34 protein-coding genes and 1 rRNA gene are annotated in these 22,056 nt (G+C 67.8%); all 35 read right to left on the minus strand.

Annotated features, from left to right (window positions below):
- Positions 1-373 precede the first annotated feature (373 nt).
- Positions 374-1,901: ribosomal RNA gene (locus tag ACI3EY_RS11060) — 16S ribosomal RNA — on the minus strand.
- A gap of 346 nt (positions 1,902-2,247) precedes the next feature.
- Complete coding sequence (locus ACI3EY_RS11065; RefSeq protein ID WP_405040452.1) at positions 2,248-3,222, minus strand: zinc-binding dehydrogenase; 975 nt, start codon at positions 3,220-3,222, stop codon at positions 2,248-2,250.
- A gap of 9 nt (positions 3,223-3,231) precedes the next feature.
- Complete coding sequence (locus ACI3EY_RS11070) at positions 3,232-4,080, minus strand: tRNA pseudouridine synthase A (RefSeq protein ID WP_405040453.1); 849 nt, start codon at positions 4,078-4,080, stop codon at positions 3,232-3,234.
- Positions 4,081-4,186: 106 nt separating this feature from the next.
- On the minus strand, positions 4,187-4,801 hold the full coding sequence (gene rplQ / locus ACI3EY_RS11075) for a 50S ribosomal protein L17 (RefSeq protein WP_405036496.1): 615 nt from the start codon (positions 4,799-4,801) through the stop codon (positions 4,187-4,189).
- 21 nt (positions 4,802-4,822) lie between these two features.
- The gene (locus ACI3EY_RS11080) at positions 4,823-5,842 is read right to left on the minus strand and encodes a DNA-directed RNA polymerase subunit alpha (RefSeq protein ID WP_405040454.1); all 1,020 of its coding nucleotides are present in this window, start codon (positions 5,840-5,842) and stop codon (positions 4,823-4,825) included.
- 169 nt (positions 5,843-6,011) lie between these two features.
- Positions 6,012-6,620, minus strand: coding sequence for a 30S ribosomal protein S4 (rpsD, locus tag ACI3EY_RS11085; protein WP_405036494.1), 609 nt, complete (start codon positions 6,618-6,620; stop codon positions 6,012-6,014).
- 27 nt (positions 6,621-6,647) lie between these two features.
- Complete coding sequence (rpsK, locus tag ACI3EY_RS11090; RefSeq protein WP_405036493.1) at positions 6,648-7,055, minus strand: 30S ribosomal protein S11; 408 nt, start codon at positions 7,053-7,055, stop codon at positions 6,648-6,650.
- A 114-nt stretch (positions 7,056-7,169) separates the two neighbouring features.
- On the minus strand, positions 7,170-7,547 hold the full coding sequence (gene rpsM, locus ACI3EY_RS11095) for a 30S ribosomal protein S13 (protein WP_405036492.1): 378 nt from the start codon (positions 7,545-7,547) through the stop codon (positions 7,170-7,172).
- 206 nt (positions 7,548-7,753) lie between these two features.
- A complete protein-coding gene (gene rpmJ / locus ACI3EY_RS11100; protein ID WP_022925314.1) occupies positions 7,754-7,867 on the minus strand; it encodes a 50S ribosomal protein L36 in 114 nt (37 codons plus the stop codon).
- A gap of 73 nt (positions 7,868-7,940) precedes the next feature.
- On the minus strand, positions 7,941-8,162 hold the full coding sequence (gene infA, locus ACI3EY_RS11105; RefSeq protein ID WP_010148648.1) for a translation initiation factor IF-1: 222 nt from the start codon (positions 8,160-8,162) through the stop codon (positions 7,941-7,943).
- Positions 8,163-8,310: 148 nt separating this feature from the next.
- Positions 8,311-9,186 carry a type I methionyl aminopeptidase gene (map, locus tag ACI3EY_RS11110; protein ID WP_405036491.1) on the minus strand — a complete coding sequence of 292 codons (876 nt, stop codon included), beginning with the start codon at positions 9,184-9,186 and terminating at the stop codon, positions 8,311-8,313.
- Positions 9,186-9,770, minus strand: a complete 585-nt coding sequence (locus ACI3EY_RS11115; protein ID WP_405040455.1) for an adenylate kinase — start codon at positions 9,768-9,770, stop codon at positions 9,186-9,188. Before ACI3EY_RS11115 ends, map begins: the two co-directional genes overlap by 1 nt.
- Entirely contained in the window at positions 9,770-11,095 is a 1,326-nt protein-coding gene (gene secY, locus ACI3EY_RS11120; RefSeq protein WP_405036489.1) for a preprotein translocase subunit SecY, read from the minus strand. The genes ACI3EY_RS11115 and secY overlap by 1 nt, the downstream gene beginning before the upstream one ends.
- A gap of 173 nt (positions 11,096-11,268) precedes the next feature.
- Entirely contained in the window at positions 11,269-11,736 is a 468-nt protein-coding gene (gene rplO, locus ACI3EY_RS11125) for a 50S ribosomal protein L15 (protein ID WP_405036488.1), read from the minus strand.
- Between the two features lie 2 nt (positions 11,737-11,738).
- Positions 11,739-11,921, minus strand: a complete 183-nt coding sequence (gene rpmD / locus ACI3EY_RS11130) for a 50S ribosomal protein L30 (RefSeq protein WP_066641584.1) — start codon at positions 11,919-11,921, stop codon at positions 11,739-11,741.
- A complete protein-coding gene (gene rpsE, locus ACI3EY_RS11135) occupies positions 11,921-12,580 on the minus strand; it encodes a 30S ribosomal protein S5 (RefSeq protein ID WP_405040456.1) in 660 nt (219 codons plus the stop codon). Before rpsE ends, rpmD begins: the two co-directional genes overlap by 1 nt.
- Positions 12,581-12,613: 33 nt before the next feature.
- Positions 12,614-12,991: a 50S ribosomal protein L18 gene (gene rplR, locus ACI3EY_RS11140; protein ID WP_405036486.1), complete on the minus strand. Its 378-nt coding sequence runs from the start codon at positions 12,989-12,991 to the stop codon at positions 12,614-12,616.
- Positions 12,992-12,994: 3 nt separating this feature from the next.
- Positions 12,995-13,534: a 50S ribosomal protein L6 gene (rplF, locus tag ACI3EY_RS11145; protein WP_405036485.1), complete on the minus strand. Its 540-nt coding sequence runs from the start codon at positions 13,532-13,534 to the stop codon at positions 12,995-12,997.
- A gap of 28 nt (positions 13,535-13,562) precedes the next feature.
- Complete coding sequence (gene rpsH / locus ACI3EY_RS11150; protein ID WP_405036484.1) at positions 13,563-13,961, minus strand: 30S ribosomal protein S8; 399 nt, start codon at positions 13,959-13,961, stop codon at positions 13,563-13,565.
- Positions 13,962-14,083: 122 nt separating this feature from the next.
- Positions 14,084-14,269, minus strand: a complete 186-nt coding sequence (locus tag ACI3EY_RS11155; RefSeq protein ID WP_109473932.1) for a type Z 30S ribosomal protein S14 — start codon at positions 14,267-14,269, stop codon at positions 14,084-14,086.
- 3 nt (positions 14,270-14,272) lie between these two features.
- Entirely contained in the window at positions 14,273-14,836 is a 564-nt protein-coding gene (gene rplE / locus ACI3EY_RS11160) for a 50S ribosomal protein L5 (RefSeq protein WP_405036516.1), read from the minus strand.
- Positions 14,837-14,850: 14 nt separating this feature from the next.
- A complete protein-coding gene (gene rplX / locus ACI3EY_RS11165; RefSeq protein ID WP_405040457.1) occupies positions 14,851-15,204 on the minus strand; it encodes a 50S ribosomal protein L24 in 354 nt (117 codons plus the stop codon).
- Positions 15,205-15,207: 3 nt separating this feature from the next.
- The gene (rplN, locus tag ACI3EY_RS11170) at positions 15,208-15,576 is read right to left on the minus strand and encodes a 50S ribosomal protein L14 (protein WP_405036482.1); all 369 of its coding nucleotides are present in this window, start codon (positions 15,574-15,576) and stop codon (positions 15,208-15,210) included.
- 118 nt (positions 15,577-15,694) lie between these two features.
- A complete protein-coding gene (rpsQ, locus tag ACI3EY_RS11175; protein ID WP_405040458.1) occupies positions 15,695-16,018 on the minus strand; it encodes a 30S ribosomal protein S17 in 324 nt (107 codons plus the stop codon).
- Between the two features lie 2 nt (positions 16,019-16,020).
- Positions 16,021-16,287, minus strand: coding sequence for a 50S ribosomal protein L29 (gene rpmC, locus ACI3EY_RS11180; protein ID WP_405036480.1), 267 nt, complete (start codon positions 16,285-16,287; stop codon positions 16,021-16,023).
- A complete protein-coding gene (rplP, locus tag ACI3EY_RS11185) occupies positions 16,287-16,706 on the minus strand; it encodes a 50S ribosomal protein L16 (protein WP_405036479.1) in 420 nt (139 codons plus the stop codon). The genes rpmC and rplP overlap by 1 nt, the downstream gene beginning before the upstream one ends.
- Complete coding sequence (gene rpsC / locus ACI3EY_RS11190; protein ID WP_405036478.1) at positions 16,706-17,560, minus strand: 30S ribosomal protein S3; 855 nt, start codon at positions 17,558-17,560, stop codon at positions 16,706-16,708. The genes rplP and rpsC overlap by 1 nt, the downstream gene beginning before the upstream one ends.
- Positions 17,560-17,925, minus strand: coding sequence for a 50S ribosomal protein L22 (gene rplV / locus ACI3EY_RS11195; protein WP_405036515.1), 366 nt, complete (start codon positions 17,923-17,925; stop codon positions 17,560-17,562). Before rplV ends, rpsC begins: the two co-directional genes overlap by 1 nt.
- A 35-nt stretch (positions 17,926-17,960) precedes the next feature.
- Positions 17,961-18,242 (minus strand): 30S ribosomal protein S19, encoded by a 282-nt coding sequence (rpsS, locus tag ACI3EY_RS11200; RefSeq protein ID WP_405036477.1) that lies wholly within the window; start codon positions 18,240-18,242, stop codon positions 17,961-17,963.
- 19 nt (positions 18,243-18,261) lie between these two features.
- Entirely contained in the window at positions 18,262-19,092 is an 831-nt protein-coding gene (gene rplB, locus ACI3EY_RS11205; protein ID WP_405040459.1) for a 50S ribosomal protein L2, read from the minus strand.
- Positions 19,093-19,130: 38 nt separating this feature from the next.
- Entirely contained in the window at positions 19,131-19,433 is a 303-nt protein-coding gene (gene rplW / locus ACI3EY_RS11210; protein ID WP_405036475.1) for a 50S ribosomal protein L23, read from the minus strand.
- Positions 19,430-20,080, minus strand: a complete 651-nt coding sequence (gene rplD, locus ACI3EY_RS11215) for a 50S ribosomal protein L4 (protein WP_405036474.1) — start codon at positions 20,078-20,080, stop codon at positions 19,430-19,432. The genes rplW and rplD overlap by 4 nt, the downstream gene beginning before the upstream one ends.
- Positions 20,081-20,084: 4 nt before the next feature.
- On the minus strand, positions 20,085-20,747 hold the full coding sequence (rplC, locus tag ACI3EY_RS11220; protein ID WP_405036514.1) for a 50S ribosomal protein L3: 663 nt from the start codon (positions 20,745-20,747) through the stop codon (positions 20,085-20,087).
- Positions 20,748-20,755: 8 nt separating this feature from the next.
- Positions 20,756-21,064, minus strand: a complete 309-nt coding sequence (rpsJ, locus tag ACI3EY_RS11225; protein ID WP_006946210.1) for a 30S ribosomal protein S10 — start codon at positions 21,062-21,064, stop codon at positions 20,756-20,758.
- Between the two features lie 297 nt (positions 21,065-21,361).
- Positions 21,362-21,988, minus strand: coding sequence for a histone deacetylase (locus ACI3EY_RS11230; protein WP_405040460.1), 627 nt, complete (start codon positions 21,986-21,988; stop codon positions 21,362-21,364).
- Between the last annotated feature and the right edge of the window lie 68 nt (positions 21,989-22,056).

The raw sequence follows: 22,056 nt of genomic DNA on the forward strand, positions 1-22,056 counted from the left end.
GCGGGTATGACAGACCACCATGGCCCCAGCCCAACGAAGACACCGGAACCAACCCGTACTCCCCCCGTGGCCGGCGACCCGCACGCGACAACCGCGCACGAGACACCACCACCAGGACAGTGGGAAGGGCCCGATCCTTCAGGACCCAACAGCGTGTTTGCACCCCCAGCAGCACCGCACCGCACGCTTTCCACACCCGGCCATCCCCTCACAGGGACACCCAGGTCGTACTCACACACAGCACGCCACCAGCTGGCAGCGACAGTTCTTTGATGTTCCACCCGTAACAGAGCAACCCCGGGCACCACGAACGGGCACCAACGAGGCCACGCACCCACCCCAAAGGAGTGGATGCTTACATGATGCTCCTTAGAAAGGAGGTGATCCAGCCGCACCTTCCGGTACGGCTACCTTGTTACGACTTAGTCCCAATCACCAGTCCCACCTTCGACAGCTCCCTCCCCACAAGGGGGTTGGGCCACCGGCTTCGGGTGTTACCGACTTTCGTGACTTGACGGGCGGTGTGTACAAGGCCCGGGAACGTATTCACCGCAGCGTTGCTGATCTGCGATTACTAGCGACTCCGACTTCATGGGGTCGAGTTGCAGACCCCAATCCGAACTGAGACCGGCTTTCTGGGATTCGCTCCCCCTCACGGGATCGCAGCCCTTTGTACCGGCCATTGTAGCATGCGTGAAGCCCAAGACGTAAGGGGCATGATGATTTGACGTCATCCCCACCTTCCTCCGAGTTGACCCCGGCAGTCTCCTATGAGTCCCCACCATCACGTGCTGGCAACATAGAACGAGGGTTGCGCTCGTTGCGGGACTTAACCCAACATCTCACGACACGAGCTGACGACAACCATGCACCACCTGTACACCAGCCCAAAGGGAAACCACATCTCTGCAGTCGTCCGGTGTATGTCAAGCCTTGGTAAGGTTCTTCGCGTTGCATCGAATTAATCCGCATGCTCCGCCGCTTGTGCGGGCCCCCGTCAATTCCTTTGAGTTTTAGCCTTGCGGCCGTACTCCCCAGGCGGGGCGCTTAATGCGTTAGCTGCGGCACGGATCCCGTGGAATGGGACCCACACCTAGCGCCCAACGTTTACGGCATGGACTACCAGGGTATCTAATCCTGTTCGCTCCCCATGCTTTCGCTTCTCAGCGTCAGTAATGGCCCAGAGACCTGCCTTCGCCATCGGTGTTCCTCCTGATATCTGCGCATTCCACCGCTACACCAGGAATTCCAGTCTCCCCTACCATACTCTAGCCTGCCCGTACCCACTGCAGACCCGGGGTTAAGCCCCGGGCTTTCACAGCAGACGCGACAAACCGCCTACAAGCTCTTTACGCCCAATAATTCCGGACAACGCTCGCACCCTACGTATTACCGCGGCTGCTGGCACGTAGTTAGCCGGTGCTTCTTCTGCTCCTACCGTCACAATAAAGCTTCGTCAGAGCTGAAAGAGGTTTACAACCCGAAGGCCGTCATCCCTCACGCGGCGTCGCTGCATCAGGCTTTCGCCCATTGTGCAATATTCCCCACTGCTGCCTCCCGTAGGAGTCTGGGCCGTGTCTCAGTCCCAGTGTGGCCGGTCACCCTCTCAGGCCGGCTACCCGTCGTCGCCTTGGTAGGCCATTACCCCACCAACAAGCTGATAGGCCGCGAGTCCATCCTCCACCGCAAAAGCTTTCCACACCATACCCATGCAGGTTGGTGTCATATCCAGTATTAGCACCAGTTTCCCGGCGTTATCCCAGAGTGAAGGGCAGGTTACTCACGTGTTACTCACCCGTTCGCCACTAATCCACGGTGCAAGCACCGCTTCATCGTTCGACTTGCATGTGTTAAGCACGCCGCCAGCGTTCGTCCTGAGCCAGGATCAAACTCTCCGATAAAAACCTAAACCCTTATCCAGAGCCAGATCACTAGCAAAAAAACAACCACAACACCCACCGACAACCGGCAGACGCCATGGCAACAAACAAATGGCATCAAAAAACAAACACGCTGTTGAGTTCTCAAGAATCGGACGCACACCGGCTTTCACACCCTGGTGGGGTGTTCCCGCTCGGGGCAACCTCTCCAGCCTAGCGGACTGTCCCGGCCCGTTCCAAATCCTGCTGAGCAGGTGGTCCGGATGATCGGGAGACCGTCGTGCTGGGCTGCTCCGCTTCCGCGTCTGCAGCGAAGCGCAACACTACACCTGCCTCGGCCCCGGTGCAAACCTGCCCTGTCCTGGCCTCAGCGCACGGTGATCCCGAGCTTGCCGACGACGTCTCCGCGGTACAGGCGCTCCAGCGCTTCACCCGCCCGCTCCAGCGGGAACCTGGCCTCCACGACGGGGCGGATACGTCGCTGGGAGACGAACCGGCACAGCGCGGCCAGCTCCTCCAGGGTGCCCATGGTCGAGCCGAGCACGCGCAGCTGCTTGAAGAAGATCGTCGTGAGCTCCGCCCGCTCTGGCGCGTCCCCGCTGGTGGCTCCGCAGATGACGATCGTCCCGCCCGGGCGCAGCGCCTTGACCGAGTGCGACCAGGTGGCCGCGCCCACGCTCTCGAGGACGGCGTCCACCCGACGCGGCAACCGCTCCCCCGGCTCGAAGGCGGCGTCCGCCCCCAGCTGCAGAGCGCGTCCACGCTTGCCGGCCTCCCGCCCGGTCACCCAGACGGTCAGGCCGGCCGCGGCCCCCAGCTGGATCAGGGCGGTGGCCACACCGCCGGCTGCGCCCTGCACGAGCACCGTGTCGCCGGGGCGGACGTCGGCCCGCACGAAGAGCATCCGGTATGCCGTCAGCCAGGCCGTGGAGAGGGCGGCCGCCTCGACGGCGTCCAGGTGCTCCGGTCGGGGCACCCATGCGCCCTCCGGCACGCGGACGTACTCGGCCAGGGTGCCCTGGTGGTGCTCCGACAGCAGGCTCCGGCGCGGGTCCAGCGTGCTGTCACCGCTCCAGCCGGGCGTCCCCGTCACCACGGGGTACACCACGACCTCGCCGAGCTCCGGGTGCTCGGCGACGCCGTCGCAGCCGAGAATCATCGGCAGTGCGTCCTCGCCGAGCCCGACACCGCGCAGGGACCACAGGTCGTGGTGGTTCAGCCCGGCCGCGACCACCGGGAGCACGCTCCAGCCCGCGCGCTCCTCCGGCTCCGGCCGCTCCCCCACCACCAACCCCCGCAGCGGGTCCTCGGCATGGATGGTCTCGACGTAGGCAGCCAGCATGTCGGCAGCCTAGCCATCCTCGGGGTGTGTCGACGTCCGCAGCGCCCGGCTCTCCCGCGCACGGTCCACCTGGTCCACCGGTGAGGCCGGGTAGGCGATCTCCTCCAGGCACAACCCGTGCGCCGGCATCACCCGGACCCCCGGGTCCCGCATACCCCCGGCCAGCACCTCGCGCGGCCAGCCGGTGCCTCGGGCACCGTGTCCGACGGGGACGACGCTGCCCACCAGGGCCCGGACCATGCTGTGGCAGAAGGCGTCGGCCACCACCGTGCCGACCAGCACACCGTCGTCGCCCCGCTCCCAGGAGAACTCGAGCAGCGTGCGGATCGTGCTCGCCCCCGCGCGCGCCCTGCAGTAGGCGGCGAAGTCCTGCAGGCCCAGCAGGGTCCCGCCCGCACGGTGCATCGCGTCCACGTCCAGCGCGCGCCGGACGACGACGGTGTCCCGCCGACGCAGCGGGTCCAGCAGGTGCGGCCGGTCCAGCAACCGGTACGTGTACCGACGTCGCAGCGCAGAGAAGCGTGCGTCGAAGTCCCCGTCCACGGCGACCGCCGAGCGGACCACCACGTCGTCGGGGAGCACTCCCGCGAGCCGGGTCACCAGCGCCTCCCCGGGGGACCGGTCGGAGCGGCCGGGCACGGCGGCCCATACCGGCTCGTCCAGGTCCAGGTGGCAGACCGACCCCCTGGCGTGCACCCCGGCATCGGTCCTACCGCCGACCGTCAACCCCGGCGGCTCCATCCGCAGCACGGTGCCCAGCCCCGTCGCCAGGGTGTCCTCCACGGTGCGCAGCCCCGGCTGCCGGGCCCAACCGGAGAAGGACGTGCCGTCGTAGGCCAGGTCGAGTCGGATACGCACCCCACCATGGTGCCGCACCCCCGGGTGCACGAGAACGGGCCACCTCCCCGGAGGGAGGTGACCCGCTGCCGGCACGGTGGTATGTGCCCGGCTCTCGACGTCGGCCTCAGGCCTTCGTGTCGTCGTCCTTCGAGGTGGCGTCGTCGTTCGACTCCTCGGCACCGTCGTCGTTCGACCCCTCGGTCGCGTCGTCGGCACCGGCGGAGACCATCGCGGCCTCGGTGGTGTCCTCGGAGGCCTCGTCGTTGACCTCCACGACCTCGGCCGGGGCGGCCGCCGCCGGGGCGTCGGAGGTGCTGGCGTCATCCTTGGCCGCGCGCCGGGTGGCGCCCTCGGCCTGGGTGACGACGGCCTTCTTGGCGACCGGCTCACGGACCAGCTCGATCACGGCCATCGGCGCGTTGTCGCCCTTGCGCGGCGCGATCTTGGTGATCCGGGTGTAACCGCCCTGACGGTCGGCGACGTCCGGGGCGATCTCGGTGAACAGCCGGTGCACCACACCCTTGTCGCGGATGGTGGCGAGCACCTTGCGACGGTTGTGCAGGTCACCGCTCTTGGCGAAGGTGACCAGCCGCTCGGCCAGCGGGCGCAGCCGCTTGGCCTTCGCCTCGGTGGTGGTGATCCGGTCGTGCTCGAAGAGGGCGGTCGCCAGGTTGGACAGGATCAGGCGCTCGTGCGCCGGACCGCCGCCGAGGCGCGGACCCTTCTTGGGGGCAGGCATGAGTTCTCCTTAGCTCGTATCTCAGTACTGCTCGTCCTCGGCGAAGGCGGCGTCGCCCTCGTCGTAGGACCCGTCCTCGTAGGCGGCCGCACCCTCGAACCCGGGAGGGCTGTCCTTGAGCGCCAGGCCCATCTCGGCGAGCTTGTCCTTGACCTCGTCGATCGACTTCGCACCGAAGTTGCGGATGTCGAGCAGGTCCGCCTCGCTGCGTCCGACGAGCTCGCCCACGGTGTGGATCCCCTCGCGCTTGAGGCAGTTGTAGGACCGGACGGTCAGGTCCAGCTCCTCGATCGGCAGGGCGAGGTCGGACGCCAGCGCGCCGTCGCCGGTGGAGGGACCGATCTCGATCCCCTCGGCCTCCACGTTCAGCTCCCGCGCCAGCCCGAAGAGCTCGACGAGGGTGCGGCCGGCGGAGGCGACCGCGTCGCGCGGCGTGATCGAGCTCTTGGACTCCACGTCGACCACGAGGCGGTCGAAGTCGGTCCGCTGCTCGACACGGGTGGCCTCGACCTTGTAGGTCACGGCCAGCACCGGGGAGTAGATCGAGTCGACCGGGATGCGGCCGATCTCCTGCTCGCCGGACTTGTTCAGCTGCGCCGAGACGTAGCCACGGCCGCGCTCGACCGTCATCTCCATCTCGATCTTGCCGGAGTCGCTCAGCGTCGCCAGGTGCAGGTCGGGGTTGTGCACCTCGACGCCGGCGGGCGGGGCGATGTCCGCAGCGGTGACGGGGCCGGCGCCCTGCTTGCGCAGGTACATCACGACCGGCTCGTCGTGCTCGCTGGAGACGACCAGGCTCTTGAGGTTCAGGATGATCTCGGTGACGTCCTCCTTGACCCCGGGGATCGTGGAGAACTCGTGCAGCACGCCGTCGATGCGGATGCTGGTCAGCGAGGCGCCGGGGATGCTCGAGAGCAGGGTGCGACGCAGGGAGTTGCCGAGGGTGTAGCCGAAGCCCGGCTCCAGCGGTTCGAGGACGAACCGCGAACGAGTGTCGGAGACGACCTCCTCGGAGAGGGTGGGGCGCTGTGCGATGAGCACTGTTCTTGTCCTTTCCACGGGCGACCGCTATATGACGCCGCGTGTGCGAGGCGCTCCCGACTCTGTCCTCGGGAGGGCCGGACGTGCAGGTATGCCGTCCTGGACGACATACCTGCACGTGCGCCGGGGCATCGCCCCGGCAGGTGCGTGGGGGCCTGGGCCCCACCGATCAGTTCTTCGAGTAGAGCTCGACGATCAGCTGCTCGGTGAGGATCGTGTCGATCTGCTCACGGGTGGGCAGCTGGTGGATGAGCACCTTCAGCGAACCGGGGACGACCTTCATCCAGGCCGGGACCGGGCGGTCGCCATAGGTCTGGCGGGCCAGCTCGAACGGGAAGGTCTCCACGGACTGCTTCCGCACCTCGATGATGTCGTACTGCTCCACCCGGTAGGACGGGACGTCCACGCGCTGGCCGTTGACCAGGAAGTGGCCGTGCGAGACCAGCTGACGCGAGGCGCGACGCGTGCGGGCCAGACCGGCCCGGTAGATCACGTTGTCGAGCCGCGACTCGAGGATGACGAGCAGGTTCGCGCCGGTCTTGCCGGGGCGGCGGGCCGCCTCGGCGTAGTAGCGACGGAACTGCTTCTCCATGACGCCGTAGGTGAAGCGGGCCTTCTGCTTCTCCTGCAGCTGGGTCAGGTACTCCTTCTCCTGGCTGCGGCGGCGGCCGTGCTGCCCGGGGGGGAAGGGACGCAGGTCGAAGTTCTTGTCGCCGCCGACGAGGTCGACCTTGAGCCGACGGGACTTCTTGGTGATGGGACCGGTGTAACGGGCCATGATGTTCTACCTAGACCTTTCCGGGGCTCAGTTACGGCGCTTCTTGGGCGGACGGACTCCGTTGTGCGCCTGGGGGGTCACGTCGCTGATCGCGCCGACCTCCAGGCCCGCAGCGGTGAGGGAGCGGATCGCGGTCTCGCGACCGGACCCCGGTCCCTTGACGAAGACGTCCACCTTGCGCATGCCGTGGTCCATGGCACGGCGCGCGGCGGCCTCGGCGGCCATCTGCGCGGCGTACGGGGTCGACTTACGCGAACCCTTGAAACCGACCTGGCCCGACGAGGACCAGGCGATCACGGCACCCGTGGGGTCGGTGATCGTGATGATGGTGTTGCTGAACGTGCTCTTGATGTGAGCTTGCCCGAGGGCGACGTTCTTCTTCTCCTTGCGGCGCACCTTGCGCGCGCCGGGGGCCTGACGGCTCTTGGGGGGCATGTGTGATTCTCCTGAGGGAAGAGCAAGTGTCTCGGTCCCGCTGGTGTCCGGACCTGCACCCGGGGGTGGGAGCCGTCCTGCGGGGGTGGTCGGGGGCGGAACCCCCGACGGTGATTACTTGCCGGCCTTCTTCTTGCCGGCGACGGTGCGCTTGGGGCCCTTGCGGGACCGCGCGTTGGTCTTGGTGCGCTGACCGTGCACGGGGAGGCCGCGGCGGTGCCGCATCCCCTGGTAGCTGCCGATCTCCACCTTGCGGCGGATGTCGGCGGCCACCTCACGGCGCAGGTCGCCCTCGAGGCGGTACTCGCCCTCGAGGTGGTCGCGCAGCGCGACCAGCTGCTCTTCCGTCAGGTCCTTGACGCGGATGGACGGGTCGACGCCCGTCGTCTCCAGCGTCTTCACGGCGCGGGTACGGCCCACGCCGAAGATGTAGGTGAGAGCGACCTCGACGCGCTTGTCGCGCGGAAGGTCGACACCGATGAGTCGTGCCATCTGGCAGTGCTCCTAGTGATCAGGTACGAGAGTCTGGTGCAGCACCGGTCCGCATCTTCTGGTGGGCTCGTTCGCCCGCGGTCCCCGGCTCTCGCGGCCGGAGGTGACGTCCCGCTGTCGGGCGAGGGTCGGGTGCTGCTGTGATGTCGGTATTCAGTTGTGTCGTCGACGCCTGGAAGCTGCGACGCGTGCGAGGTGCTCTCTGCTCAGCCCTGGCGCTGCTTGTGGCGCAGGTTGTCGCAGATCACCATGACCCGGCCGTGACGCCGGATGACCTTGCACTTGTCACAGATCTTCTTCACGCTCGGCTGAACCTTCATGGCCTGCCTGCCTTTTGTGGGTGTTGATCTGTTCGGTCGTGGTGCGTGCGGAATGGGCCCGGAGGACCATTCGTCAGCGGTACCGGAAGACGATCCGGCCGCGAGTCAGGTCGTACGGGCTGAGCTCCACCACCACCCGGTCCTCGGGGAGGATCCTGATGTAGTGCTGACGCATCTTGCCGGAGATGTGGGCCAGCACAACGTGTCCGTTGGTCAGCTCCACCCGGAAGTTCGCGTTCGGGAGGGCTTCGACTACCGAGCCCTCGATCTCAATGACACCGTCTTTCTTCGCCATGTCCTCCACTTTTCGCGTGACTGCACTGCTGTCGGCCCACAGGGACCGACATGTCATCATACGTGAAGAGCAACCCAGCCCCTAATCGCGGCGGGCACCCTCCCCCGGCACCGCTCCGGCGCCGGTCGTCGTCGGTCCCCGGGGCGCCTCAGTCGGACAGCGGCGCGAAGACGGCGCCGGCCCCGCTCAGTCCGGACTCTCCCCCGTCGTGCGCGGTCAGCACCCACAGACCCCGGTCGGTCACCGCGACCGTGTGCTCCCAGTGCGCGGCACGGCTGCCGTCGTCGGTGACCACGGTCCAGTCGTCGGCCAGCGTGCTGGTCTCGATCGTGCCGAGCGTGACCATCGGCTCGATCGCCAGCGTCGCCCCGACAGGTACCTGCGGCCCGCTGGAGGTGACCGCGTAGTTGGGCACGTGCGGCTCCATGTGCATCTCCCGGCCGATGCCGTGGCCGGTGTAGTCCTCGAGGATCCCGTAGGCCTCCACCCCGGGCACTCCCGCCGCACGACGACGTTCCAGCGCCTCGTCGACGCTCGTCTCGATGGCCTCGCCCACCATGAAGAGCCGGCCGCCCGGGCGCAGTGCCGCGATGCCGGCCCAGAGACAGGCCTCGGTGTCGTCCATCAGGGCGACGTCCGCGGCGGTGCCGGACTCCCGACCGCCGACGACCAGGGTCAGCGCCGCGTCCCCGTGCCAGCCGTCGACGATGGCCCCGCAGTCGATCGAGACCAGGTCGCCGTCGGCCAGCACCCGCTCCCCCGGGACCCCGTGGACCACCTCGTCGTTGACCGAGATGCACAGGCTCCCACGGAAGCCGTGGTAGCCCAGGAAGCTGGGCGTCGCGCCGGCGGTGCGGATCGACTCCTCACCGAGGACGTCGAGCTCACGGGTGCTGGTCCCGGCCACGGCACGCTCACGTACCAGCGCCAGGGTGTCGGCCACCACCAGCCCGGCACGGCGCATGGCCAGCAGCTGCTCGGGGGTCTTGGCCTCGATACGCGGTCGACGACGCAGCAGCGACATCAGCCGGGGGTCTGGTCCGACGCCGGGGCGAGAACCGCCTCGATCCGCGCGGTCACCTCGTCCACCGTCCCCATACCGTCCACCCGGCGCAGCAGCCCCCGCTCCTTGTAGACGGCGGCCAGCGGCGCCGTCTCCTCGGCGTAGATGCGCATCCGTTCGCGGATGACCTCTTCGGTGTCGTCCGCGCGACCCTGATCCTGGGCCCGCGTCAGCAACCGCTGGACGACCTCGTCGGTGTCCACGGTGAGCTCGACCACGGCGTCGAGCGCGTGCCCGGCGCCACCGAGCATCTCGTCCAGCGCCTCCACCTGACCGGGGGTCCGCGGGTACCCGTCGAGCAGGAACCCGCTCGCCGCGTCCTCGGCGCCGAGCCGGTCCCGGACGATCGCGTTGGTGACCTCGTCCGGGACGTAGCCACCGGAGGCGGTGATCTGCTTCACCTGCAGACCCAACGGGGTCTCGTCCTTGATGTTCGCGCGGAAGATGTCACCGGTGGAGATCGCCGGGACGTCGTGGGCGGCGGACACCCGGGCGGCCTGGGTGCCCTTGCCGGCACCGGGCGGGCCCAGCATGATCAGTCGCATCACCGGAGGAACCCTTCGTAGTCGTGCTGCTGCAGCTGGGACTCGATCTGCTTCACCGTCTGCAGACCGACGCCCACGATGATCAGGATCGAGGCACCGCCGAGCGGGAAGTCCTGGACCGAGAGCACGTTGAACGCGATCAGCGGGATCAGCGCCAGGCCGGCCAGGTAGAGCGAGCCGGGGGTGGTGATCCGGGTGATGACGTACTGCAGGTACTCCGCGGTGGGGCGCCCGGCCCGGATGCCGGGGATGAAGCCGCCGTAGCGCTTCATGTTGTCCGCGACCTCGGTCGGGTTGAACGTCACCGACGTGTAGAAGAAGCAGAAGAAGATGATCATCGCCGCGTAGATGAGCATGTAGGCCCAGTGCGTACCGGACCCGGCCACCCCCATGGACAGGTACCGGTCGATGAAGGTCACCCATCCCGGCGCGGAGGCGCCCGGGTCGGTGGGCCGGTTGAAGTTGGCCATCAGCGAGGGCAGCATCAGGATCGAGCTGGCGAAGATGATCGGGATCACGTTGGCCATGTTGAGCTTCAGCGGGATGTAGGTCGAGGTCCCGCCGTACTGGCGTCGGCCGACCATCCGCTTGGCATACTGCACCGGGATCCGGCGCTGGCACTGCTCGACGTAGACGACCAGGGTCATGATCGCCAGACCCATCAGCATCACCAGCACGAAGGTGGACACCGACGACTGGTAGATCGAGCCGAGGGCACCGGGGAAGCCCGCGGCGATCGAGATGAAGATCAGCAGGGACATGCCGTTGCCGACGCCCTTCTCGGTGATCAGCTCACCGAGCCACATGATCAGCCCGGTACCGGCGGTCATCGTCAGCACCATCAGCGTGAGGGTCCAGATGCCGTCGTCCGGCATCACCGAGGCACAGCTGGCCCCGAACAACCGGGCCGGCTCCCGTGCGATCGTCACCAGCGTGGACGCCTGCAGCACCGCGAGCCCGATGGTGAGGTAGCGGGTGTACTGGGTCATCTTCGTCTGGCCCGCCTGCCCCTCCTTCTTGAGCTGCTCGAAGCGAGGGATGACCACGGTCAGCAGCTGCACGATGATCGCCGCGGTGATGTAGGGCATGATGCCCAGCGCGAAGATCGACAGCTGCACCATGGCGCCACCGGAGAACAGGTTCACCATGCCGAGCACGTTGCCGGACAGCTGCGCCGTGTTGAGGCACTGCTGCACGAGTCCGTAGTCGACACCGGGCGTCGGGATGTGCGTCCCGAGCCGGTACAACGTCATGATGGCGAGCGTGAAGAGGATCTTCTTCCGAAGATCCGGCGTCTTGAACGCGCGCGCGAAGGCGGAGAGCATTCAGGTCCTCCTGTGGGTCCCCGGGTCACGCGCAGCTCGGACGGCGGCGCGCCCGAGGAGCGAGCATGGATCGCTGATGACGATAACACCCGGGTGGGTGCGGGGGTGGAAACACGTGAGGCCCTGGCGTCGCCGTGGCGACGCAGGGCCTCACGTGGTCACTGCGGTGAAGCTCAGACCTCGGTGACCGAACCGCCGGCCGCCTCGATCTTCTCCTTGGCGGAGGCCGAGAACTTGTGCGCCGTCACGTCGAGCTTGACGGAGATGTCCCCGCTGCCCAGCACCTTGACGGGCTGGCCCTTGCGGACGGCACCCTTGGCGACCATCTCCTGGGCGCTCACGGTGCCCCCCTCGGGGAACAGGCTGGCGAGCATGTCCAGGTTGACGACCTGGTAGGTCACCTTGAACGGGTTCTTGAAACCCCGCAGCTTGGGCAGCCGCATGTGCATCGGGGTCTGGCCACCCTCGAACGTGGCCGGCACCTGGTAGCGGGCCTTGGTGCCCTTGGTGCCACGTCCTGCCGTCTTGCCCTTGGACGCCTCGCCACGACCCACACGGGTCTTGGCGGTCTTGGCACCCGGGGCCGGACGCAGGTGGTGGACCTTCAGCGCGTGCTCCGACGTCGCCTTCGTGTCTGCCATGGTCAGTCAACCTCCTCGACGGTCACCAGGTGGGCGACCGTGCGGACCATCCCCCGGAACTCGGGGCGGTCTTCCTTGACGACGGTGTCACCGATCCGCTTCAGGCCCAGGCTCCGGACGGTCTCCCGGTGCATGTGCTTGGTGCCGACGGTGGACTTGATCTGGGTCACCTTGAGCTTGCTCATCAGGCACCAGCCTTCGCCTCGGCGGCGGCCTCGGCACGAGCACGCAGCATCGCCATCGGGGCCACCTCCTCGAGCGTCTTGCCCCGGCGGGCCGCCACTGCCTCCGGCTGCTCGAGACCCTGCAGCGCCGCAACGGTGGCGTGCACGATGTTGATCGAGTTGCTGGAGCCGAGCGACTTGCTCAGCACGTCGTGGATGCCGGCGCACTCGAGGACGGCGCGGACCGGGCCACCGGCGATGACACCGGTACCCGGGCTGGCCGGCTTGAGCATGACGACACCGGCAGCGGCCTCACCCTGGACCGGGTGCGGGATGGTGCCGGCGATCTTGGGGACGCGGAAGAAGTTCTTCTTCGCCTCCTCCACGCCCTTGGCGATCGCGGCGGGCACCTCCTTGGCCTTGCCGTAGCCGACGCCGACGGTGCCGCCGCCGTCACCCACCACGACGAGCGCGGTGAAGCTGAAGCGGCGGCCGCCCTTGACGACCTTGGACACACGGTTGATCGTGACGACGCGCTCCAGGTACTGGTTGCGGTCGTCCTGACCACCGCGGCCGCCGCGGTTGTCTCGGTTGTTGTCGCGGTTGCCCCGACGGTTGTCGCGGGCGTCACCGGTGGCACTGCTGCCACCGGAGCCGCGGCGCTGGAAGTCACCAGCCATAGGAAGTTCCTCTTTCCTTGTCTGTCGGGTCTGTCAGAGCGACAGGCCGCCCTCGCGGGCGCCCTCCGCGATGGCGGCCACACGGCCGGCGTAACGGTTACCACCACGGTCGAAGACCGCGGACTCGACGCCGGCGGCCTTGGCGCGCTCGGCGATGAGCTCGCCGACGCGTCGTGCCTTGGCGGTCTTGTCCCCGTCCAGGGCGCGCAGGTCGGCCTCCATGGTCGAGGCGGAGACCAGGGTGGCGCTCCGGGTGTCGTCCACGAGCTGGACGAAGACGTGGCGCGAGGACCGGTTCACGACGATGCGGGGACGCTCGGCCGTCCCGCTGATCTTCTTGCGCAGGCGCAGGTGGCGACGGCCACGGGCCGCGCTCTTGCTCTTGGCGCGCTTGACGATGATCTGTGCCATGGCTTACTTACCAGCCTTTCCGACCTTGCGGCGGATCTGCTCACCCTCGTACCGCACACCCTTGCCCTTGTACGGGTCGGGCTTGCGGAGCTTGCGGATGTTGGCAGCGACCTCGCCGACCTGCTGCTTGTCGATGCCCGAGATCGAGAACCGGGTGGGGTTCTCGACCGCGAAGGTGATGCCCTCCGGGGCCTTGATCGTGATGGAGTGGCTGTAGCCGAGCGCGAACTCGAGGTCGCTGCCCTTCGCCAGCACCCGGTAGCCGGTGCCGTGGATCTCCAGCTTCTTGGTGTAGCCGCTGGTCACACCCTCGACCATGTTGGCGATGAGGCTGCGGGTCAGGCCGTGGCGGGAGCGCGAGTCGCGCTCGTCGTTGGGCCGGGTGACCTCGATGCTGCCGTCCTCGCCCTGGGCGACGGAGATGGGGTCCACGACGTCCAGCGCGAGCTGGCCCTTGGGACCCTTCACCGTGACGGTCGAGCCATCGATGGCCACGTCGACGCCGGAGGGGATGGTGACGGGAAGTCGTCCGATACGAGACATTTCTAAGAGCTCCTTTCGTACTTTCCGGTCACCAGACGTAGGCGAGCACTTCGCCGCCGACGCCCTTCTCGGCTGCCTGACGGTCGGTGAGCAGACCCGAGGAGGTGGACAGGATCGCCACTCCGAGGCCGCCCAGCACGCGGGGCAGGTTGGTGGACTTCGCGTAGACACGCAGGCCCGGCTTGGAGACGCGACGCACACCGGCGATGGAGCGCTCACGGTTGGGGCCGTACTTGAGGTCGATGGACAGGCTCATACCCACCTCGGCATCCGCGCTGGACCAGGAGGCGATGTAGCCCTCGGCCTTCAGGATGTCGGCGATGTTCGCCTTGAGCTTGGAGTACGGCATGGTGACCTGGTCCTTGTGCGCCGAGTTGGCGTTACGGATCCGGGTCAGCATGTCCGCGATCGGGTCGGTCATGGTCATGGGGCTTCATGCCCTTTCTCATCGCGGTTTCCCCCGGGTGTCCGGGCGACCTTCGATGTTCCAGGTAGGGGTGACGTCGGTTGGTCAGGTATGTCGTGCGGCGGGACGGGGAGCTCCCCGTCTCACCAGCTCGACTTGGTCACGCCGGGCAGCTCGCCGCGGTGCGCCATCTCACGCAGGCAGATCCGGCACAGGCCGAACTTGCGGTAGACCGAGTGCGGACGGCCGCACCGCTGGCAGCGGGTGTAGCCACGCACCTTGAACTTCGGCTTGCGGTTCGCCTTGTTGACTAGGGCGGTCTTGGCCATCGGTCAGTTCTCCTTGAACGGGAAGCCCAGGTGCTTGAGCAGCGCCCGGCCCTCGTCGTCGGTCTTGGCGGTGGTGACGACCGTGATGTCCATGCCGCGGACCCGGTCGATCTTGTCCTGGTCGATCTCGTGGAACATCGACTGCTCGGTCAGGCCGAAGGTGTAGTTGCCGTTACCGTCGAACTGCCGGGGGGACAGACCGCGGAAGTCGCGGATGCGCGGGAGCGCCAGCGACAGCAGACGGTCCAGGAACTCCCACATGCGGTCACCGCGCAGCGTCACGTGGGTGCCGATCGGCATACCCTCGCGCAGCTTGAACTGGGCGATCGACTTGCGTGCCTTGGTCACCGACGGCTTTTGGCCGGTGATCGTGGTCAGGTCACGGATCGCGCCCTCGATCAGCTTGCTGTCACGGGCCGCCTCGCCGACGCCCATGTTCACGGTGATCTTCACCAGGCCGGGGACCTGCATCGGGTTCGTGTAGCCGAACTCGCTGGTCATGGCCGGCGTGATCTCCGCCCGGTACCGGGCCTTCAGCCGCGGCGCCTCGGTGGCGTTGTCCGTCATCGTCTCAGTCATGCTCAGATGTCCTTACCCGAGCGCACCGCGACACGGGTGCGCACCGTCTTGTCCCGGCCCGTGCCGTCGCCGCGCTCGACACTGTCGACGCGGGTCCGGATGCGGGTCGGCTTCTTGGTCTCCGCGTCGACCACCATCACGTTGGAGATGTGGATCGGCGCCTCCTGGACCTGGATGCCGCCGGTGTTGACGCCCCGCTGACCACCGGCACGGGTGTGCTTGGTGATCCGGTTGACGCCCTCCACGAGGACGCGGCCGGTCTCGGTGTGCACCGCGATGACCTTGCCCTGCAGACCCTTGTCCTTGCCCGCGATGACCTGGACCAGGTCGTTCTTCTTGATCTTCATCTTCGCCATGGCTCAGATCACCTCCGGTGCGAGCGAGACGATCCTCATGTACCGCTTGTCACGCAGCTCCCGACCCACCGGGCCGAAGATGCGGGTACCACGGGGGTCCCCGTCGGTCTTGAGGATGACCGCCGCGTTCTCATCGAAACGGATGTAGCTGCCGTCGGGACGACGACGCTCCTTCTTGGTGCGCACGACGACCGCCTTGACGACATCGCCCTTCTTGACGTTGCCGCCGGGGATCGCGTCCTTGACGGTGGCCACGATGGTGTCTCCGATGCCCGCGTAGCGGCGGCCGGAGCCACCGAGCACACGGATGCACAGGAGCTCCTTGGCACCGGTGTTGTCGGCGACGCGCAGTCGCGACTCCTGCTGGATCACTATTCGTTCTCCTAGATGTCAGCTGGTCCTCTCCCGCGTGCTGCGGGTCGAGCCTGGCCGAACGTCGTGAATGTGTTGCGGGGGGTTCCCGGCGGGCGGCAGCCCCCCGGGTGAGTTCTTACTTGGCCTTCTCGAGGATCTCCGCCACGCGCCAGCGCTTGGTGGCCGACAGCGGGCGGGTCTCCATGATGAGGACGCGGTCGCCGACTCCGGCGCTGTTGTCCTCGTCGTGGACCTTGACCTTGTGGGTGGTGCGCAGCACCTTGCCGTAGAGGGCGTGCTTCACACGGTCCTCGACCTGCACCACGATGGTCTTGTCCATCTTGTCGCTGACCACCAGGCCCTGACGGACCTTGCGGTAGTTACGGTCTCCACCGTGACCGAGCGAGCTCTGGCTCGGCTCGTGGGTGTCGACCTGCGTCTCCTGGGTGCTCTCGCTCATCCTCAGCCCACCTTCTCGTTCTGGTCGACGGTCTCGCCGTCGGCCCTGTCCCGGCCGATGCCGAGCTCACGCTCGCGCATCTCGGTGTAGATGCGCGCGATGTCCTTGCGGACCGCGCGCAGCCGACCGTGGCTCTCCAGCTGGCCGGTGGCGGACTGGAAACGCAGGTTGAACAGCTCCTTCTTGGCCTCGGCCAGAGCGTCGGCCAGGGGGCCGGCCTCCAGGCCGCGCAGCTGCTCGGGGGTCAGGTTCTTGGAACCGACGGCCATCAGATGTCACCACCCTCACGGGACACGAAGCGGGACTTCATCGGAAGCTTGTGCATCGCCAGCCGCAGCGCCTCGCGGGCCACGTCCTCGGACACACCGGACAGCTCGAACATGACGCGCCCGGGCTTGACGTTGGCGATCCACCACTCCGGCGAACCCTTACCGGAACCCATGCGGGTCTCGGCGGGCTTCTTGGTGAGCGGGCGGTCCGGGTAGATGTTGATCCAGACCTTTCCGCCACGCTTGATGTACCGGGTCATGGCGATACGCGCGGACTCGATCTGACGGTTGGTGACGTAGGCCGGCGCGAGCGCCTGGATGCCGTAGTCGCCGAACGCCAGCTCGGTGCCGCCCTTGGCCTTGCCGGTGCGGTCCGGGTGGTGCTGCTTGCGGTGCTTCACTCGACGGGGGATCAACATCAGGACTGCTCTCCCTCTGTGGTAGCTGGGGCAGCGGCCTGGGGCGCCTCCGCCGCGGGAGCCTGGGCCGAGGCCGACTCCTCACGACGCGGGGCCCGACCCCTGCGGTCACCACGGTCGGGGCCGGGGCCACCCGGGCCACGGCCACCACGGCCGCCGCGACGGTCGGCGCCACCACCGCGGGGGGCCTGGGCCTCCTCGCGGGCGAGCTCCTTGGCGGTCATGTCGCCCTTGTAGATCCAGACCTTCACACCGATGCGACCGAACGTCGTCTTGGCCTCGTAGAAGCCGTAGTCGATGTTGGCGCGCAGCGTGTGCAGCGGCACCCGGCCCTCTCGGTAGAACTCGGAGCGGGACATCTCGGCGCCACCGAGGCGGCCCGAGCACTGGATGCGGATGCCCTTGGCGCCCGCGCGCAGGGAGGACTGCATCCCCTTGCGCATGGCCCGACGGAAGGTGACACGCGCGGCGAGCTGCTCGGCGATGCCCTGGGCCACCAGCTGCGAGTCCACCTCGGGGTTCTTGACCTCGAGGATGTTGAGCTGGACCTGCTTGCCGGTGAGCTTCTCCAGCGCACCACGCAGGCGGTCGGCCTCGGCGCCGCGGCGGCCGATGACGATGCCCGGACGTGCGGTGTGGATGTCCACGCGGACCCGGTCACGGGTCCGCTCGATCTCGACCTTCGAGATGCCGGCCCGGTCCATACCGGTCGACAGCAGCTCGCGGATCGCGACGTCTTCCTTCACGTAGTCGCGGTAACGCTGACCCTCCTTGGTGGAGTCGGCGAACCAGCGGCTGCGGTGGTCGGTCGTGATGCCGAGACGGTACCCGTTCGGGTTGATCTTCTGCCCCATCAGCGGGCACCTCCCTTGATGTGCTCGCCCACGACCACGGTGATGTGGCTCGTGCGCTTGTTGATTCGGCTGGCGCGACCCTGGGCCCGCGGCCGGAACCGCTTCATGGTGGGCCCCTCGTCCACGAACGCGGCCGTCACGACGAGGCTGGCCTCGTCGAAGGCGGTGCCGGAGTTCTCGGCGGCGTGGCGTGCGTTGGCGACCGCGCTGTTCAGGACCTTGAGCACGACCTCGCTGGCGCTCTGCGGAGCGAACCGCATGAGGGCCTGGGCGTCGTGCACACGCCTGCCGCGGATCAGGTCCACGACACGGCGGGCCTTCATCGGCGTGACGCGGACGTGCCGCGCCTGTGCCCTGGCTGCCATGGCGATCCCTTCTTCGCTGGTGTTGGTGGTGGTCGTCATCGCCGCCGGCCCTTCCTGTCGTCCTTCTCGTGACCCTTGAACGTGCGGGTCGGAGCGAACTCACCGAGCTTGTGGCCGACCATCGACTCGGTCACGAAGACCGGGACGTGCTTGCGGCCGTCGTGCACGGCCAGCGTGTGGCCGAGCATGTCGGGGCTGATCATCGATCGGCGGGACCAGGTCTTGATGACGTTCTTCGTGCCGGCCTCGTTCTGCGCGTCCACCTTCTTGGCGAGGTGGTCGTCGATGAACGGACCCTTCTTGAGGCTACGAGGCATGCTTGCGTCTCACTCCTACTCAGCGCTTCTTGCGGCGACGACGAACGATCAGCTTGTCGCTGGGCTTGTTGGGCTTACGGGTACGGCCCTCGGGCTGGCCCCAGGGGCTCACCGGGTGGCGACCACCGGAGGTACGACCCTCACCGCCACCGTGGGGGTGGTCGACCGGGTTCATCACCACACCGCGGACGGTCGGGCGGGTGCCCTTCCACCGCATACGGCCGGCCTTGCCCCAGTTGATGTTGCTCTGCTCGGCGTTGCCGACCTCGCCGATGCTGGCGCGGCAGCGTGCGTCGACGTTGCGGATCTCGCCGGAGGGCATCCGCAGCTGGGCCATCGGACCCTCCTTGGCCACCAGCTGCACGCGGGCGCCGGCGGAGCGGGCGATCTTGGCCCCGCCACCGGGCCGCAGCTCGATCGCGTGGATCACGGTACCGACCGGGATGTTGCGCAGCGGCAGGTTGTTGCCGGGCTTGATGTCGGCGGACGGGCCGTTCTCGATCACGTCGCCCTGCTTCAGCCGGTTCGGCGCGATGATGTACCGCTTCTCGCCGTCGGTGTAGTGCAGGAGCGCGATGCGCGCGGTCCGGTTGGGGTCGTACTCGATGTGGGCGACCTTGGCGTTGACGCCGTCCTTGTCGTTCCGGCGGAAGTCGATCACGCGGTAGGCACGCTTGTGCCCGCCACCGATGTGGCGCGTGGTGATCCGACCGGACGCGTTGCGTCCACCGGACTTCGACAACGGCTTGACCAGGGACTTCTCCGGAGTGGAGCGGGTCACCTCGACGAAGTCGGCCACGCTCGAGCCACGGCGGCCCGGAGTCGTCGGCTTGTACTTGCGGATAGCCATACTGGGATTCCTCTAGCTTCTCGTCTCAGTGTCCCGGCTCAGAGCGTGCCGAAGATGTCGATGGTGCCCTCGCGCAGCGTCACGATCGCGCGCTTGGTGTCCTTGCGCTTGCCCATCCCGAACCGGGTACGGCGGGCCTTGCCCGAGCGGTTCATCGTGTGCACGGTGGAGACCTTCACGCCGAAGACCGACTCGACGGCCTTCTTGATCTCCGACTTGTTGGCACGCGGGTCGACCAGGAAGGTGTACTTGCCCTGGTCCAGCAGCGCGTACGACTTCTCCGACACCACGGGCGAGAGCAGGACGTCGCGCGGGTCCTTGCGGCTGATCAGGGTGCTCACTTGGTCTCCTCGGCGTTCTTGGCGCTGCCGCCCGAGATGAAGACGTCGAGCGCAGCCTGGGTGAAGACCACGTCGTCGGCGCACAGCACGTCGTAGGTGTTGAGCTGGTCGACGAACAGCACGTGCACGTCGGGCATGTTGCGCACGCTGCGCAGGCCCAGCTCGTCCTCGCGGTGCAGGACCACGAGGAAGTTCGGCCGGTCCGCCAGCGCCGCGATCGCGGAGCGGGCGCTCCGGGTGGAGGGGCTCTCCCCCTCGACCAGGGCGGTCAGCACGTGGATGCGGCCGTGACGCGCCCGGTCCGACAGGGCCCCGCGCAGGGCGGCGGCCTTCATCTTCTTGGGCGTCTTCTGCGCGTAGTTGCGGGGCTGCGGACCGTGGACGGTGCCACCGCCGGCGAACTGCGGCGCACGCGTCGAACCCTGGCGGGCACGACCGGTGCCCTTCTGCCGGTACGGCTTGCGTCCACCGCCGCGGACCTCGCCGCGGGTCTTGGTGGAGTGCGTCCCGGCGCGGGCTGCGGCCAGCTGCGCGACGACCACCTGGTGGATCAGCGGCACGTTGGTCTGCACGTCGAAGAGCTCGGCGGGCAGCTCCACCGTGCCGGCGTCGCCACCGGCGGGCTTGGTGATGGTGATGGAGGTCATGAGGTCACGCACCCTTCGCGGCCGTGCGCACGAGGACCACGCCGCCACGGGCGCCGGGAACGGCACCCTTGATCAGCAGCAGGCCCTTCTCTGCGTCCACGGCATGGACGGTCAGGTTCGAGGTGGTCTGACGCACGCCGCCCATCCGGCCGGCCATGCGCATACCCTTGAAGACCCGCCCCGGGGTGGCACAGCCACCGATGGAGCCGGGCTTGCGGTGGTTACGGTGGGCACCGTGCGAGGCACCCACGCCGTGGAAGCCGTGGCGCTTCATGACGCCGGCGAAGCCCTTGCCCTTGGTGGTCCCGGTCACGTCGACCGTCTGTCCACCCTCGAAGGTCTCGGCCGTCAGCTCCTGACCGAGCTCGTACTCGGCGGCGTCGGCGGTGCGCAGCTCGACCATGTGCCGGCGCGGGGTGACCCCGGCCTTGGCGAAGTGGCCCTTGAGCGGCTGCGTCACCTTCCGCGGGTCGATCGTCCCGTAGGCGATCTGCACCGCGTCGTAACCGTCGGTCCCGACGTTGCGGACCTGGGTGACGACAGCCGGACCGGCCTTGATGACCGTCACAGGTACCAGCTTGTTGTCGGCGTCCCAGACCTGGGTCATCCCGAGCTTCTCGCCGAGGATGCCCTTGAAGGTGCGGCTCGTCGTCGTGGTCGTCGTCATCGTCACACTCACAGCTTGATCTCGATGTTCACGTCCGCCGGCAGGTCGAGACGCATCAACGAGTCGACCGCCTTGGGCGTGGGGTCGACGATGTCGATCAGGCGCTTGTGCGTGCGCATCTCGAAGTGCTCGCGGCTGTCCTTGTACTTGTGCGGCGACCGGATGACGCAGAAGACATTCTTCTCCGTCGGGAGCGGCACTGGGCCGACCACCGTGGCGCCAGCACGGGTCACCGTGTCAACGATCTTGCGCGCCGAGCTGTCGATGACTTCGTGGTCATACGACTTAAGCCGGATGCGGATCTTCTGTCCCGCCATCGCTTGTCTGACTCTCTCTCGTCGTCATGCTGGAACAATCTTGGCCGGCCACTCGGCAGGATCACCGGCCCCCGCGGTCGGGCGTGTCGCCCTCTCCGCGGACGCATCCCCGTCGTCCTGCTCATGACCGGGGCGGTGTCCGTGCCGGCGATTCTCGCGCCGGGGCTTGCGCTGCCATCACCCGGGACCCTGTCGGATCCGCGTGTCGACGGCCGGTGACGCACACGTGGGTGTGCAGCACGCGTCAAGCAACCTGCCTAGTGTGCCACGGCGCGCACCCGGACCTCAAATCGGGGTTCAGGCGGCGACCGCGAGACGGTGCACGTCCGCCCGCTCCCAGTGCTCACCGACCGCCGGGCTGCGCATCAGGTAGTCCGTCACCTCGACCGGGCCGAGCCCGTGACCCGTCCGCAGGCCGCGGGCGATCACCTGCAGGTAGGCCGCCACCGGGGGGTTGGTGGGGATCCGGGACGGCACGTCCGCGGTGAAGGTCACCACCGGGTCACCATCGATCTCACCGACCCGGTGGACGGTCTCGTAGTTCCCCGGCCCCCCGACGTGCCTGCCCTGGGACAGCGCGGCGGCGACCGCCGCACCCTCGTGGCTGTCGGCTCCCGGCTGCCGCCGCATCTCCTGGGCTGCGACGTCCGCGAACTGCTCCTCGGTGACCAGGTATGCCCGGGCCAGCACCTCCCCCGGCACCGAGGGGTCGTAGAACGCCATCCCTCCCCCACCCCAGGTCGTCGACGTCCCGGCGAAGTGCAGACCCCCGGGCAGGTGCAGCGGCTGGTCGCCGAGCGGAAGGCTCCGGTCCCGCGCCCCGGCATGGCCGCGTGCGGCACCGACGGCCCGTCCCCCGTGCAGGTAGGTGAGGAAGCGGTCCCGGCACAGGTTGGAGCCGTAACTGGCGTACCACAGCAGCATGGACACAGCGTGTCACACGGCCCCGGACACGGACGAGCCCCCGTCACCAGCTGGTGACGGGGGCTCGA

This window comes from Serinicoccus shuyuelongi (assembly GCF_045032955.1).
Classification (GTDB): domain Bacteria; phylum Actinomycetota; class Actinomycetes; order Actinomycetales; family Dermatophilaceae; genus Ornithinicoccus.